This is a genomic window from Zobellia russellii (genome assembly GCF_018728565.1).
Classification (GTDB): Bacteria; Bacteroidota; Bacteroidia; order Flavobacteriales; family Flavobacteriaceae; genus Zobellia; species Zobellia russellii.
On sequence record NZ_JACSOI010000001.1, the window covers coordinates 1,220,963 to 1,237,187 of the forward strand.

Sequence of the window (16,225 nt, forward strand, 5' to 3'; positions counted from 1 at the left end):
ACTTTACTACAGAATTTTAACCGAATGCACATGTGTACTAAAAAATTGACTTTATTGGCTTTCTGCTTGACCCTTTTTATAGGGAAGGGGCTTGCCCAAGAATATATTCCGAAAGGCGAACAAGATTTTTATAAGGGAAGCCACGGACCGGATGCGGATTATATTTTGGAGGGCGGATTAATAAAAGATTTACCTCCCATGCCCAAGGTTGATTTTGATTTTAAGGGTGAAGGTTTTGATTCGGAAAAACTGAGCGAGGTACCCGAGCCAGGGGTACACCCAAGGGTAATCATGAGCCCGTCGGATGTTGACCGGATGAAGAAGATGGTAGCTATGGGAGACCGGGCTCCGAAATTCTTCAAACTGCAGTTAGAAGATCTGCGCAAGAATGTAGAATGGGAAGTGCCCGAAAATTTTGAGTACTATGCCAATCCTTTCGGTGCGGACGGTAATATTGCCAAATGGGCCCTCTTGGCCTTACTGACCGATGATCAAGAGCTAGGGAGGCGCGCAGCGGAGGCAACTGTGGCGCATGCCCTGTATTTGGAACCTCGTATCGATATCCTAAACCACGAGAAAACCGCGGAAAGCTTCAAAGATGTATCCTACGACTTTGTTAGGACCGATTTAAAATTTGGCCCCTATACCTATGCCCAAGCCTATTATTCCGGAGGACGTAAAAGAGTAGGGGAGCTAAAGGAAAAATACGGCATGGAATACTTCTTTTCCAACACCCCCGGAGGTTATTTTACCTTGGGATGGGAATACGACTACGGGTATAATTTTATGACCGAGGAAGAGCGTAGCATTGTACGTAGGGTCATTGCTAAGGCCACCTATGGAAAATACGACACGGGAATGGCTATTCCCGGGCAGATGTACATCAATAACCATATGTCGTCCCAGGCCAACTGGATTCCCTTGGCACTTGCCATTGAGGGGGAAAAAGGATATGATGAAAGGATCTTGCCCATAGCTACGTGGAGCTTGCAGAATAAATTGAATTACGACCTGTCTTCCAATGGTACTACCTATGAGAATACCAAAGGATTTATACCTATGTTGGCCGTATGGGCCGCTGGTAGAAGGGGCGATCGCAACTTATTAAAGCACAGCCATCTTTTGGCAAGGGCCGAATCGGAAGCCTTGAATGCCAGAAAAATATACAACCGTTATGTACATCGGCCTCGTCAACGCCCAAATGCCCCCGGATTGGAAGATATACGAACAGGTTTTGACGAACCCCGATTTTGGCGTACTTCCCCAGGGAGTGGTACAGGCGGACATTTAGAGTTTTGGCACATAATGAAATACTTTTACCCTAAAGATACCCGGGTAGATTTTGTATACAACATAAAGAACTCCATATTCAATGCCGCTATGTTTGAAGGCAAGAAGGGCGAAGATTATTCGGGAAAACTTCATAAATCGTGGTTTCAGTTACCAGGGATAACCCTCATAACGGCCTCTGAAATTACATCCTACGAACAGAAGGAAGAATTAGACCAGTTTGAAGATATGCCCCGCTTTTGGTATGACGGAGAACGGGGTATGGTCACCATGGGCAATGGTTGGCACCAAGATGATATGTTGGTACATATGGAGAATAGGGTGGACCAATACTACGCCGGACATGAGACCCCACAACATGGCGATTTTCAAATATGGTCACATGGCATTCCTTGGAGCCCGAACGTAGGGGCTTACCGAGATGCTTCATATAGGGCCTTGGTGACCGTAGACGGACTTGCAGGGGTCTATCAGCCTGTCTCTGGAGATTCGATGACGGCGACCAATACAGCTGAGGCGGCCTCAAGTGTAGTGGAAATGACCACGGCTTACGGCTGGAGAAAGTACGAAAAGCTGATGGAACTGGATCATCCGGCCTTGGCACAGGTCAATCATATTATGGGACGTTTTAAGGAGTCGGCCTATAAATTAGATCGCTTCTCCGAACTCCCTTTCCAACCGAGGATAAAGGAACACTACGATGGATTCGGCCACTTGGATTACGGTCCGTGGCATGGGGAAACCCGTGGTGTGGAACGATATGGAAAATGGGCCAATGATATGGATCACGTGTTTCGTACCATGCATTTTGCACGTGGGGAAAAACCTTATTTATTGGTCGTTGACGATTTGAAAAAAGACGGCAAGGCCCATCAATACGATTGGCGAATGCCCCTTATAGGCGATTCGTATGTATATGAGGTAAACCCCGCGGCACAGAACCGTCATTTAGAATTGAACACCAAGGGCGTAATAGGTACCGATATCATTATGGCCATGGCCGATAATAATGTGAATAGGGGGAGGGCCGCAACATGGGAAGCCTCATATCCCGTTATGAAACCCAATCCTAAAAAGGGAGATCCCATGCTCTTGGTAAGGGTTTTATGGAGAAACAGTAATTTTCCGTTTCCCTTGCCCAATGTTCAAAAAGCTTGGGGATACAATATGTTGAGTATTCCCGCGAATGCCGTTGATCCAGAGTATAAGGTGATGCTTTTTCCTTTTCGATTTGGTGACAAATTGCCTACCACCGTATGGTCGGATGACCTTACCCAACTTACGGTAAACGTTGGGGGGAATACCGATACCTACACTTTTGGGAGAACCGATAAAGAACGTACGGTCTACGCAATGGAGCGTAATGGCAAAAATGTTATGAACTCTAAAGCCACTCCGGGCAAGCCTATTTTAATCGAGAAGGGGCAGTGGACCATAGACCACAATAATCCAGGGTATCGGCCTGCCCGCCTCTTCATAGACGAAGAGACGGTTTCCTTTGCACCTTCCCAATTGGGCAGCGTGGTGTATTATACTACTGACGGAACCGAACCAGGTCCTACATCTAAAGTCTATGACGGTCCGATTAAAATTGACAGGTCTTGTCTTTTAAAGGCGCGTACCTATCAAGACTCATGGAAATTTGGCGAAAAATGGAGTCCGGTTTCCGAATTTGCCTTCCAAAAGGTCAGTCCTTTGAAAGCTTCCGGTCAGGTACAAGGCGTTCAAGGCCTTTCTGCCAAGGTCTACGAGTTGAAAACAACGATATATGATAAAAAGGGATTCTTTCAAGGGGACAAAATATCTTTACCTGAAGTAGAAGATCACAAGCCTATCCTTACCTCTACAAGCTCCAATTTTACGGTACCATTTGTAGAACCGAGGCAATCCAGTACCCTAATGACGAAGTCTTTCTACCTTTTTGAAGGGTATTTTGAAGCCAAGGAAGATGGTGTTTACAGGTTTGAGGTAAGCTCTAACGGCCCTATCGATTTTAGCATGGGAACTGCTTCGGTCTTACGTGTAGACAAGCAATACGGACTCTCGTACAAGAGTAGGTATGGGGAGGTGGCCCTCGCCAAAGGCAAGCATAAGTTCAGGCTTTTGGTTTGTGATCCCATGTTTTGGAAAGGCGATATCGAGGAAGCTTATAAAATTAAGGTGGGTGTTAAGCGACCGGGAGAAAAACAATATACAGCGGTGCAAGACCAAGAGTTGACTACCAAGGCTCCCTTTGTAATACGAGGAAACGAAACCCATGTAGATCAAGTTAGGTTAAAACTGTTGACCGATCATTCCAAACTTAAGTATGCCTATACGCTAGATGGTTCCGACCCTCTTGTAGCAAAGGCAAGGGAATTACGGGAAATCGTGGTCACGGAACCTGGCTTACATTCGCTACGCGTGGCTGCTTTTAAAAACGGGTCTAGGCTTGGGGAAATTATCGGTAAGCGTATCCACGTGCTAAAGGCCCACCCTGCCGTGGAGGTAGCCTCCGTACAGGGAATAAGGGTTCAAAAATATGATCGAATCGATTTACTGGGAGGCAATAATGACATTCCTGAAAATGGATTGGCTCCTTCATATTTTGAAGTGAAGGGATCAAAACCTTACGAAGATCGTTTTGTAACTACGCTTTCTGCCAATGATACTCCTAGGAAGCTAATGGTCTATACCGGTCTATTTGAGGTCGTGGCCGATGGCGTCTATGACTTTATGATGCCCAATGGTAAGGATAACAGTGTGCAATTGGTGATAGATGGTGAAACCGTTTTGCATAGAAGGGTACATGCCCCTGCCTTGCCTGGCAGTATTTACCTCAAAAAGGGAAAGCACCGGATACAGATCAAAGTGGCACTTGGTAAGGCGGAAATCAGTGTTAAATACCCCAACGGCAATGCCGTACAAGACTTTCTGGTATCGGCTATTACCGTGCCTTTGACGCCGACCTTTAAAATTGCAGGGGAAGAACTAAGCAATAATGCCATAGAAATTTTTGAGGATACTCAGTTGTCATTGGCCGCTCCCGACAAGGCGTACAAGATTCGGTATAGCCTCAATGGAGGAAAGCTTCAATCGTACAAACTCCCCTTAAAAGTGTCAAAGTTGACGGTCGTAAAGGCTGGATTGTTCAAAAACAAGACATTGATCGGTGAATTTAGGGAAGTCCATCTAGAAAGAAACAAGATTCCGGAAAAAGGTCTGGTCGCCTATTTGGCTTCAGAGGAAATTACAAACGGACTTACCCCTGTAAACGGAGGGGGCAATGTTTCCGCAGTCGTTGAGGGTGGTGTAATCGTCCCAGGAAAGATTGGAAACGGGATAGGGTTGTTCAAGGAAATTTCACAGTTGGTGGTCGATGAAATGCATACGCATGAAGATGCGGCGACCGTAAGTATGTGGATAAATTTTAAGGATAAGTCAAACGTCATGTTCGTTACGGGACTACCTTATTTCTACGAAGAATACACCTTAGAGAATAAGGGGAATGCACTTCAGGCAGACTATGCCAGGAGCATCGGACTGATAAAAAAGGAAGTGAACGAAGCCGACATGGCCCCAGGCAAATGGTTTCACGTGGCAGCGACCTACGGAGAAGAAATCCGACTGTATTTTAATGGGCAAATGATCAATTCGGTACAAGTACAGAACAAATCGGCACGAAGGGGAAGCGGCCGGGCGTCAAAAATCAACCTGATGGTCAATAGGTCAGGGGCTACCAATGCTACCATGGATGAATGTCGCATATACGATAGGGTCTTGACCGCTAAGGAAATCGAAACCATCTATAATGCCGAAAAATAGTTTTATGCGATTTCTATATTACTTGTTGCTCGTAGTGGCTTGTTCCTGTATAGGGGGCAAGCATACAGATACGGTTCGGAAAACATATGGCAGTATTCCTGTACCGCCTCCAGAATCTACTATTTCCTTGACGTATGATGGCGGGAATACGTATTGGGCCCTTACCTCAAGCAAAGGCAGCAAGGGAAATACGCTTAGGGTACTCCCGGCGGGAAAGAAGGTTTGGGAGAAGGAGGCTTTAAGCCGTGCTCCGTCAGGACGTTGGCATACGGTACTGGCCGATGAACATGGGATGCTATGGCTGGCGGGCAACAAGAGCTTGTTGTATTGTGACCTTAGGGATTTAAGCCAAGGGTGGACCGAATTTACGGGCTTGGCCGAAGGCGATATTATGGACCTGGCCATAGGGAGCAATGGTTCTGCCTTAGTGGGACTGAACTCTGGGAACCTTATTGAGGTCGATTTGGAGAAAACCACAAAGGACGGAGCTAGTTCCTATCTCCCTAGTTCAAAAGTACACCGAATACCAAAAGGACTAAAATCGTTGAGCCTCGATGAACGGGGTGATGTGATTTGTGTAAGCTCGGAAGGCAGCCTTAGCGTAGATTTGGGAGTTTCATGGATGGAAAACTGGGAGATGGTCGCCCGTATGCCCGGGAGTAACCACGACCTAAGAGGTGATGTGCTAGACCATAGGTTTTATATGGCGGGAGGGCTCACGGCCGAGTATGGCTATCCTATGGGCAGCCATGCGTATTCCAAGCTTTTTGCCTTCGGTCCCGATACAAATAATTGGGAGGTCACCGCTGACCTTGGGGTTCCAAGAATATACTGTGCCACCGGCACCCTAAACGGACAGCTTTGGGTAGCGGGGGGCGACCTACTGCCCATAAAAGGGGAAAGGCATACGACCCGTATGGTCCAAAAAGTAGACCCCAAAAGCGGAACTGTAGAAACAGCGCCCTCCTTAAATAGCGCTCTCTCCGCGCCCTTGGCCTTTAATTCTAGGGGAAGGCTCTATGTTATGGGATATACCAATTGGTTAGGGGATGCCCAAGCGCCCTTATATGTAACCAGTATAGGTGAAGGGGAAACCCAATGGCGTACCGAACCGACAGGACCGGAAGGAAAAGGAGCTATTTACGGATGTAAGTATAAAGACCAAATTTGTATCGTGGTAGCCAACATGTATCTGGCCCTCTTTGATCCCATTATGAATCAGTGGACCACTATAGAAATGCCCCTAAAAGTACGCTCTCCCCAAGTGGCGAGTATAAATGATGAAATTTGGGTGATGGGCGGACGTGATACCGATAATCAGGCCGGTGTACAGATATACAACCTTAAGAACCAGCAGTGGAAAACGGGGCCTGACCTTCCTCGTGAATTGGCTTGGGGTGTCGGTTTTAATCTAAATGGGCAGCTCTACGTAACAGGTGGGGCAGCAGGAAAGAGTTATAACAACAGGACTTTTCGCTTGAAAAACAAGTAGGTTATCGGTTGCCATATCTATAGTTTTATAAAAAGCAACGATTCTAAGAGAATAATGGCAAGGACCAACTGCCTCAAGACCAATAAATCAAAGTAAATACTATGAGCATTTTTAAGAAACGTTTTATACTACCGGCCCTGTCCGTTTTAATGGCAATGGGCAGTAGTTGTAAAAAAGAGTTACGGGATACGGGAAAAATTTATGAAAAACCCCTTATCGTCAGGGATCCTGCCGTTAGGTCCTTGACTCCCGAAGAAAGTATGGAAACCATGCATTTGCCAGAGGGCTATCGTGTAGAGCTCGTAGCCAGCGAGCCAATGATTCACGAACCAGTGGCCATTGCTTGGGGACCCAACCAAGAACTCTATGTGGCAGAGATGCTGACCTATATGCAAGATATAGATGGTATCAATGAAAATGAACCATGGAGTAGGATTTCGGTATTGGAAGACCTTGATGGCGATGGGGAAATGGACAAGAGTACCGTATTCATTGATAGTTTGATTTTACCAAGGATTCTTTTGCCTTTGGACGATAGGGTCATCGTAGGACAAACCTATGACCGTAGCTTATACAGTTACCGCGATACGGATGGGGATAAGAGGGCCGACGAGAAAATACTGATCTTGAAAGATACGGTTCGGGACAACGCCAATCTAGAACATCAATCCGCCAATATGATGTGGAGTATAGACAATTGGTTGTACGTTTCACGAAATTCGTTTAGATATCGGTTTACCCGAGGTAAGATGGAGATAGATACCCTCAGGGATGCGCCTGTTGGGCAATGGGGACTTACCGAAGACGAAAATGGACAATTGTTCTATTCGAGTGCAGGGGGGGAAGTACCTGCCTTAGGATTTCAACAACACCCTACCTATGGTAATTTGGAGATGCCCGGCAAATGGGAGGAAGGATTCGAGAAGGTATGGCCGATTATCGGCACCCCTGACGTACAGGGAGGAAATAAACGTCTACGGGAAGATGGTACCTTGAACCACTTTACGGCAAGTTGTGGCCAATCTATATTTTTGGGCGACCAGCTTCCGGCCTATGGCGATCTCTTTATTCCGGAACCGGTGGGTAGATTGGTGCGCCGTGCCAAAGTAGAACACATAAACGGCAAGACCGTCTTGCGGAATCCTTATGGGGAAACCGAATTTTTGGCTTCCACCGATGCCAATTTTAGACCGGTAGAATCAAAGACCGGACCTGATGGCTGCCTGTATATCGTCGATATGTATAGGGGAATCATACAAGAGGGGAATTGGGTCCGTAAAGGAAGTTTTTTACGTCCCGTGGTGGAAAGAAAGGGCTTTGACAAACATATTGGCAAGGGAAGAATTTATAGAATCGTACATGAAAGCGGGAAACCTAGTCGGCCGGAGAAATTGCTGGAGCGAACCAGTGGGGAATTGCTTTCGTATCTCTGTCATCCTAACTCATGGTACAGAAAAACGGCCCAAAGGTTGTTGGTCCTTCGTAGGGACACTACTGTGGTTGACGAACTCAAGGATAGGGTGCAAGGTGAGGAAGCTTTTTATAAGTCGTGGTTCAGCGATACGGATTTGGCCCTGGGCCGACTTCATGCCTTGTGGACCTTAGAAGGTATGGATGCCATAGACGAAACCCTCATACTATCGGCTTTAGCCGATGAAGACGCGAGGGTAAGACGTGCGGCCCTCCGGATTAGCGAACGCTTTCTAGGGGAATCGAACAAAGAAGTCTTTGCCGCGGTAAGTCAACTAAAGACTGATTCCGATAAGGAGGTCCTGGTACAGCTCTTGTTGAGCCTTAGGTCAAGTCCGACAGGGGAAGCAAAGGCAATTATGCAACAAGTCGTTTCTGGAAATGCTGAAAACGAGGCTCTAACGGTTATTGGCGAAGAAGGCATCAAAGACGTTCCTTTGGAAATAGAAACCTTGAAGAAGAAATACATTTTAGAACGTCCTGAGCTTAGGAATAGTGTAATTAACGGATATAGTCATTTTAAGACAATTTGCGCGGCTTGCCACGGGCCAAATGGGGAGGGAATTAAGAATACGGCCCCTCCATTAGTCGGCTCTTCTAGGGTAAAGGGTAGTATTGATGTACCCTTGAAAATTGTCTTGAACGGCCTTACCGGTCCGGTAGATGGTATTAAATATGCAGGTGTGATGGCAGGAATGAAAGGGAACGATGATCAATGGATCGCCGATGTCTTGACCTATGTAAGGACCGAGCTGAACGATGCCAAGAGAATTACCGAAAGGGATGTGAAAAGGGTACGCGAAGAGGTAAAAGACCGCGAAGCCTATTGGACCCTTGAGGAGTTAACGGGAGGAAAGTAATATTTTTGGAAGTCGGGGATAACTCGATTCTTAAGGTTCCAGAAGGAAATAACAAAAGGCCATTTTCTAAAAAGAAATGGCCTTTCTTCACTCAACTAACTAACAAAACTCGATTTTTATAGAAGGAATGTTGTATTGTTTTTAGTCAATACCACATATAGTCTTGATAATCTTTCATTTTATGGATCTCTACTCCGGCCAGCAATACGGCGCCCAAACCATGGGGGTCGTTCACGGGACGCGGGCGATTATAGTAATACGATAGGTCTTGCCGTATGTTGAAGCCTTCGCTAATATTGGTAATCTGTCCGTCGGCCATTATGTTTTCTGAAATTCCTTTCCATCCATTTATGGCAATGGACGAGTATATTTCGGGAATCCATTTTTCATTGACCGCTTTGGCTACCGCGTAGGTAAACATGGCGGTACCCGATGTTTCCAAAAAGGAATCGGGTTTGTCAATGAGCTGACGCCACATGCCATTTGCCGTTTGGTACCTAGATATGCCTATGATTTGCTCGAAAAGGGATTTCCGAACTTCTTCCCAACCAGGGTAATCTTTAGGGATATATTCCAGTAAATCGCATTTGGCAACGATCGACCAGCCATTGGCCCTTCCCCAATGTGCGACCCCTTTTTCGCCTATTTGGGTACAGTACGAATGCCAGTATAGCCCTTTGGAATCGTCAAACAGTAATTCGTGGAATCCGAGGGTATTTGTAATGGCATCGTCCCAAAACGAAGTATCACCGCTCATTTTTCCCATACGTACTAAAAAGGGAACGCTCATATATACGTCATCGGCCCATACGGTGGTATAGCCTTTGTAATTTCTGCAAAACACACCGTTTTCCAACCGGTCTTGCTCCGATGAAACCCAGGCTTTTACTTTTTGGAGCCTATCGAGCCAATGGTCGTTCTTTCGTACCTGATATGCCTCAATGAGACTGCCGTCCATGGCCCCACAATCATCGAGCCTATCGAGCCTAAAAAATTGATGGAAATTGGGGGCATATTGCTCGGGGTCGAAATCGGCGAATTGTTTTTCAAAAAAATCAAGGTTTTCAAAGATGAAATCAAAATTACGCAGCACATAATCTTCGTATTTTTGGTCTTGAAGAAGGTGGGCCATTTTGAACAATGCAATATGGGTTACCCCGTTCCAGTATTTCCAGTCTTCGTAACCGCTCTTAAGCCAAACATCCTTGGTGGGAGCCACCGTTTTTAGATCGTCTAGGGTTTCTCCCGAAGCCTTGTCAATGAACTGATAGGTGGTGTCTTCTAGTATCCTGTCCGCAACGAGCCGTATTAGGCGCTCTACTTCTTTTTTATCGTGTAAAAAACTCATTTTTTGGTTTTAGGGTTATTGCAGCTGACTGATCGGATAAGGAACTATGGGGTCGTCATCGCCTGCCATTCCCCATATAAAACTGTAGGGAGAGGTTCCTGCGGCACAATGGATGCTCCAAGGTGGGGAAATGACCGCTTGCTCATTGGCTACCCATAGTATACGGGTCTCTTGGGGTTGGCCCATGATGTGCGCCGCAGCCTTTCCTTCGGGAATGTCAAAATAGAAATAGGCTTCCATCCGGAGTTCATGTACGTGGGCGGGCATAGTGTTCCATGCATTTCCAAGTTCAGGTGAGGTAATCCCCATCATTAATTGACAGGTTTCAACGGTATGGGGAACAATGTGTTGGTATAATTTTCGTTTGTTCGATTCTTCTGTAGTCCCCAGTTCAAGAACAGGGGCGTCGGCAAATGATATTAGTTTTGAGGGAAGCGCTTTATGGGCGATACAGGCATTCAAATAAAACTTGGCCGGTTTGCTGGCTTCTTCACTTTCAAAAGATACATCCTTAACGTCACTGCCCAAGTATAGGGCGTCTTTATGTTCAAGTTCATAGATTTGACCGTCGGCGATAACCTTGCCCTTCTGGCCAACGTTGATTATTCCCATCTCCTTCTTTTGCAAAAAGTATTCGGTGGCAAAAAAGGGAATGGACTCCAATTGTAACTTTTCGTGAACTGGCATGGTCCCGCCCATGATGAATCGGTCATAGTGGGAGTAGGTGAGGTTTACTTCGTCTTCGGTAAAGATGTCGTTTACCAAAAAATCCTCTCTCAATCGTTGGGTGTCATACGTTTTGGCATCGTCGGGATGTGTGGCGTATCGTATTTTAAAATTACTCTTCATATGTATAGTTTATTTTATGGGTATCGATATAATCAAGGCAAATTGCCCAATACTTTCCATATCGCGATATGGAGATGTTCAACAAGATTGGCCGAGGGTTGAAAACGGTGGTGTTTGATCCAATTTTCAACCGGTGGCGCGTTATTTTTTAAAGGTTAATATGATATGTCCTTGCTGAGGTACCGTTACAGGTTTGGCTTTCAGTAGGTAATTGGTTTCCAAGAACAATTGTCTTTCCTTAAGGTCTTCTTCCCAAATTTTGACCTTCGCCTCCATTTGGGTCGGGTTTTTTACTTTCACTTTTATGTATTTGGGGGTATCCTTAAGTATCTCAACGGTGAGATTGTCAAAAGAAATTACTTCAGATTTGGCCGCACAGACATAAATACCTGGGATCTCGGTATAAGTAAGCATCAGTGCCGTCTCGGCCCAAGTTGAGCCCACGAATATTTCCCCGATACCTTCGTTCCAGTCGGTGGTACTTAAGCGTTCGCTCATCCATCCGTCAGGCGCATCCATTATCTTTCTTGAAGGAACGGAGAGGCATTGCGGAATGGCATGGGTAATATCGGATAGGAGTTCAGCATAGAAAGGCTTGCCCGTAGAACGGAATAGTTTTAAGAGGGCCAAGCCGCTATGGGTGCAAATACCGGGCGACCCATGGGTGTTTTGTGTATTGGCCCACACTCCACCGATAGAATGGTTGCCCAACTTGCCAAAGGTAGATTCTTCGGGAAAATCGTAATTATAGGCAATGACCCAAGATGAGAATTGCTTGGCGGCTTCCTCGGCAGCGACTTCCCATTGTGGGTCGCCAGAGGCTTCATAGAGACTGTAGTAAGACTCTATTAAAGCATAGGTGGACTCGCTATCGAAATTCTGTAAGGCATCGCCCGGACCACCGCATGAAATGCCTTTTTCCGTAAAATTGCTATAGAAATACTGGCCAATTTCCTTAGCGGTGTCCAAATAGTTCGGGGCCTTGAAATAGTCGGCGGCAAGCACCAGTCCGGCAGGCAATATTCCGGCAGAGGAAGAGCCGCCTACCTGAATGGTACCGGTTTTGGCGTCTACAAATTGGCCTATTTGCCCATATGTTTGCCATATGTTGACAAAGGCATCGCAGGCGGTTCGAATTCCCTTCTCCCATTGTGGGTCGATAGGAATTCCCTTGGTCTTCATAAGCTTGAATTGTTCGAGCACAAAAAATATGGCATCGGCACTTTTTCGGGTCAGTAGCCAATCTTTGGTATGGTATTTACGCTTGTCTCCGCCAAACCAATCCGTGCCTCCTTCACAAAACCCATAAAAAAGTCCCGAGGGAGAAGTACTGTTGGGAAAGAACCAATCGAAATTTTTGATTACCCGTTCACGTGTGTCCCTCTTTTCCGAAAAGAGCAGGGGGTAGGTCGAAATCATTCCTCCCGTCCAACCGGTTTGAAAATCCTGCAGGAAGTTTTCACGTAGGCCTACTGAAAAATATCCATGGTCGTCAATGGGTACCCAATTGTCCCTTTTGAACTTTTTTTCTATGGTTTCAAAGGCATAGGAAAGAGGTATGACATTGTTGTATGCCTTATCGGTATTGAGTTCTTTCCTGACCATGGCAAATTTATCGAACAGGTCTTGAACGTTCTGGGCCTCAAACGAATAGGATTTAAAGTGGAAGGTAAGGGTATCACCGGCCTTGAAATCGGCCCCACGGTCATTGGAAGGGGCCAGGTTGTCATTGGCGAAATATTGGTGCTTTTCCCTGACCAGGGGAGAGCTTATCGAAAATTCGGCATGCTCGCGGTTTCTTGATTCTAATATGCCTAGGCCGAAATCCCCTAAGGCATTGCCTTGTTCGCTCAATAAAATGTAGCCTTTATTCTGTATGGAATCAAAATAGGAAATGGAAGGCGAGGTGGTAGCCCCGCTTCTGAGCTGCACTTCCGAAACGCCTTCATATTTGTTGAGGCGCGGAACGTCTGTAATGATAATGGGTACCTCTGGGGCAATGTCCCTGGGGTCCATGAGTTTGGGCGAATATCGGATTCTTCGGTAATCGTATTTATTCCCGTTATAAAGGGCGCCGGGCATCAGTACATAATTGGAGTCGTGCCAATCGTCGATCTGAAAGACAAGGCCGATACTACTTTGTGATACTTGACCGGAAACACAACTTAAACTGATCTTAAGGTCAATGGTTCCCGATTCTTTGTCGATTCCTACCGTATCTATTTTACGTACCCAGCTAGATTCTTGAAAATTGAGCGGGCTGTTTTCGGCTAGGGAAAAGTCTTTTTGGGCGACCCTTTGATTGTATTTCTGATGGTCGTACTGTTTGAACCGTATTTGTGGAACAACGGTTTCCGTTTGGGAATAACCGTTAAGACTGATGAGGAGCAAAATAAGAATACTAAGAATTCTGATCATGGGTATACGCATTGGTTTATAAATATGAATAGGAAAGAGCCATCGAAAAAGGGGCGTTCCCTATTTTGGGGCGGCTACTTCTTACAGCAGATCGCTACACTAAAAGGCTGGCATAAAATTATCGTTTTGCCCGGCATATGTTTAGGGGGAAATGTCTCATATCATGTTTCCGAGGTTGCAGTATGCCGTTTTGTTGACGGTATAATTGTAGATGTGACGCGGGTTGATATCAATTAGGAAGCTTTCAGGCACACCTGGGCATGTGATTTTTCAATGCTAGGGTGGTTTTTCTAGGAAAACCATAGGTAGCGGAGCTTTCCAAGGGGGCCAATTTTCGTTGAGACCGTGATTCAATACGCCCTTTTTAAAGGGAAATATGTTTTCTCCGAAGGGTATTGGCTTATCTCCAATAGCTTCTGCAACATCTCCAAGCCATCACGATCTAGGGATGGTCTTAATTGCATGGAAATTAATGGCGGTTCGCCAAAATAAAAGACATATGTTCGGATTAAGTACTATCGACCTCGTGGTAATTGTGGTCTATTTTGTGGTAATCATAGGGATTGGTATCAGGTCTATGTTAAGAATTAAGAATCAGGAAGATTTTTTTCTAGGAGGAAGAAAGTTTGGAAAGATCGTGCAGATTTTTGCCACCTTCGGCCAAGCCACAAGTTCCGATACCGGCCCGTCCGTAGGGACGGCTACATTTAATAATGGAGCGGCCGGCGTTTGGGCCAATTTGTTGATGCTTTTTAGTACGCCTCTGTTCTGGTTTATAGGGCCTTGGTATAGAAGGATGAGGTGTACGACCTTGGCCGATTTTTACACTGAAAGGTTTACGAGCAAAGGATTGGGTAGAATGTATGCCATTATTTCGAGTATTGGCTTGGGTATATTACTTTCCCTAGGGTTTATAACCATTATCAAGACCGTATCGGTAATGACCCCGAAAACGTATGAGGAATTTACCCTTGGGGAAAAAGAGGAGTACGGACAGGCCGAACGCATGCGTGTACTCGAAGCGAAGGATTTTACCACCTTAGACGCCCCAGAACTGAGAGAACTGACTTATTTACGGCAGTTACAACCCGAAAAATCGTTTTCCCACATCAATAAGTATTGGTTGGTATTCATCATCGTGGTCATTGTGGCCGGCTATTCTATGATGGGAGGGCTCGAAGCGGCATTCTTAAGTGACCTTATTCAAGGGGTGTTTATCATATTTCTCTCTATAATGCTTGTTCCCTTTGCTATTATGGCCATCAATGATAAATACGGCGATACTGGTGTGATGGGGGCTTTGACCCGTATGCACGACAACCTCCCCGAGAGCTTTTTTGAAATTTTTGGTTCTCCGTATTCATTGGATTTTACATGGTATTATATAGCGGCCTTATCGATTATGGCCATCATAAATACCTGTGCGCAGGCCAACACCTTTGTAACCCCTAGTGCCGCCAAAGATGAGTATTCGGCAAGGGTAGGATTGACCTTTGGGTCTTACCTCAAAAGGATTACCACGGTACTGTGGGGTTTTACGGCCCTACTTATAGTGTTCTTATATGCCGATGAGATTACCGATCCCGATAAAATATGGGGGTATGCTTCGTTTAAATTGCTGGGCTCCGTCAATATGGGACTCGTAGGGTTAATGATCGCTAGTTTAATGGCGGCACTGATGTCTACCGCCGCTACGCTCATGATTACAACTTCAGGTTTGCTGACCAATAATGTATATCGACCTTATTTTCCCAATAAAAGTGAACGACACTATGTAGCCATAGGACGCATATTGGGTAGTTTGGTTATCGTTGCCGCGGCGGGCATTACCCTTTTAAATGACAACCTGTTTCAAATCATGAAATTGTGGTGGGAATTTGGGGTAATATTTTCCGCAGGGTTTTGGATGGGTATTTTGTGGCGCAAGACCAGCCGTCTTTCAGTCAAGGTCTCCATTATTTCTACCTTTTTGGTGTTTTTTGGAATACCGATACTTATTAATTTGATAAATCCTGACATTAAGGAAGACCCTTATTTTTTAAAGACCACCTCCGAAAAATTTGAGATACGCACCTATTTTGCAAAGGAATCGGACGTAGAAAGCAGAAAGGGGGAAATAGCGGCTTGGGAAACCGATCACATTGGCGATAGGCCTGAAGAACTTATGGTAGGACAGGAGTTTGTCAAAAAGTTTAAACTACCTAGCAAGTCCATCTTTTGGAGTACGGGCATAAAAATTGATAAAGAGGGTAAGCCTGTTGGAACGGGTATGATCAATCCCGAACTCTTACTTCTTGATAAAATGGGCTTCGCCCTAGAAAATAATTCTTACTCCTTAAACGAAACCTTGAGAATTCTGATTCGGATGAGTTTTCCTTTTTTCTTGATCATTTTTATCAGCTCTATTTTTCCCCGAAAAGAAGATGAGGAGTATAACATAAAAAGGTTCTATGCGAAAATGAAAACCCCCGTAGGGGAAACCAAGGAGGAGGATGAATTGAAATTGGAGTGGTCTTATGCCCATATGAAGGACTGTAATGCAACCAAATTGTTCGGGCCCGATTCCAATTGGGAATTTACCCGATGGGACCGTACCGATGGGATAGGCTTTATTGCGGCCTGTGGTTTTGTTCTCGTGGTTTTGGCCTTGTTGTACTTCTTGGTGAATTTGGGAGGTTAAGCTAGTTCGTATTA

The 16,225-nt window shown here is 45.5% G+C and carries 7 protein-coding genes; 4 read left to right on the top strand and 3 right to left on the bottom strand.

Features of this window, described 5'->3' with window-relative positions; all coding sequences use genetic code 11:
• Positions 1–30 precede the first annotated feature (30 nt).
• The 3 genes from H9565_RS04985 (at position 31) to H9565_RS04995 (ending at position 8,916) form a co-directional block, all read left to right on the top strand.
• Positions 31–5,094 (top strand): chitobiase/beta-hexosaminidase C-terminal domain-containing protein, encoded by a 5,064-nt coding sequence (locus H9565_RS04985; RefSeq protein WP_215438082.1) that lies wholly within the window; start codon positions 31–33, stop codon positions 5,092–5,094.
• Positions 5,095–5,098: 4 nt separating this feature from the next.
• Positions 5,099–6,586 (top strand): Kelch repeat-containing protein, encoded by a 1,488-nt coding sequence (locus H9565_RS04990; RefSeq protein ID WP_215438083.1) that lies wholly within the window; start codon positions 5,099–5,101, stop codon positions 6,584–6,586.
• A gap of 101 nt (positions 6,587–6,687) precedes the next feature.
• The gene (locus tag H9565_RS04995; protein ID WP_215438084.1) at positions 6,688–8,916 is read left to right on the top strand and encodes a DUF7133 domain-containing protein; all 2,229 of its coding nucleotides are present in this window, start codon (positions 6,688–6,690) and stop codon (positions 8,914–8,916) included.
• Between the two features lie 145 nt (positions 8,917–9,061).
• On the opposite strand, the gene H9565_RS05000 is transcribed toward H9565_RS04995, so the two are convergent.
• The 3 genes from H9565_RS05000 to H9565_RS05010 form a co-directional block, all read right to left on the bottom strand.
• On the bottom strand, positions 9,062–10,264 hold the full coding sequence (locus H9565_RS05000) for a glycoside hydrolase family 88/105 protein (protein ID WP_215438085.1): 1,203 nt from the start codon (positions 10,262–10,264) through the stop codon (positions 9,062–9,064).
• A gap of 15 nt (positions 10,265–10,279) precedes the next feature.
• Entirely contained in the window at positions 10,280–11,113 is an 834-nt protein-coding gene (gene kduI, locus H9565_RS05005; protein WP_215438086.1) for a 5-dehydro-4-deoxy-D-glucuronate isomerase, read from the bottom strand.
• 141 nt (positions 11,114–11,254) lie between these two features.
• Positions 11,255–13,531, bottom strand: coding sequence for a hypothetical protein (locus H9565_RS05010; protein ID WP_215438087.1), 2,277 nt, complete (start codon positions 13,529–13,531; stop codon positions 11,255–11,257).
• A 376-nt stretch (positions 13,532–13,907) separates the two neighbouring features.
• Here H9565_RS05010 and H9565_RS05015 point away from each other — a divergent pair, with 376 nt between their 5' ends.
• On the top strand, positions 13,908–16,211 hold the full coding sequence (locus H9565_RS05015) for a sodium:solute symporter family protein (RefSeq protein ID WP_215438088.1): 2,304 nt from the start codon (positions 13,908–13,910) through the stop codon (positions 16,209–16,211).
• Positions 16,212–16,225 lie beyond the last annotated feature (14 nt).

Excerpts from the sequence above, each read along its gene's own strand:
- H9565_RS05000 (WP_215438085.1), bottom strand. The coding sequence starts at position 10,264 with ATGAGTTTTTTACACGATAAAAAAGAAGTAGAGCGCCTAATACGGCTC.
- H9565_RS05010 (WP_215438087.1), bottom strand. The coding sequence starts at position 13,531 with ATGATCAGAATTCTTAGTATTCTTATTTTGCTCCTCATCAGTCTTAAC.
- H9565_RS04995 (WP_215438084.1), top strand. The coding sequence starts at position 6,688 with ATGAGCATTTTTAAGAAACGTTTTATACTACCGGCCCTGTCCGTTTTA.
- H9565_RS04990 (WP_215438083.1), top strand. The coding sequence starts at position 5,099 with ATGCGATTTCTATATTACTTGTTGCTCGTAGTGGCTTGTTCCTGTATA.
- kduI (WP_215438086.1), bottom strand. The coding sequence starts at position 11,113 with ATGAAGAGTAATTTTAAAATACGATACGCCACACATCCCGACGATGCC.
- H9565_RS05015 (WP_215438088.1), top strand. The coding sequence starts at position 13,908 with ATGTTTTCTCCGAAGGGTATTGGCTTATCTCCAATAGCTTCTGCAACA.
- H9565_RS04985 (WP_215438082.1), top strand. The coding sequence starts at position 31 with ATGTGTACTAAAAAATTGACTTTATTGGCTTTCTGCTTGACCCTTTTT.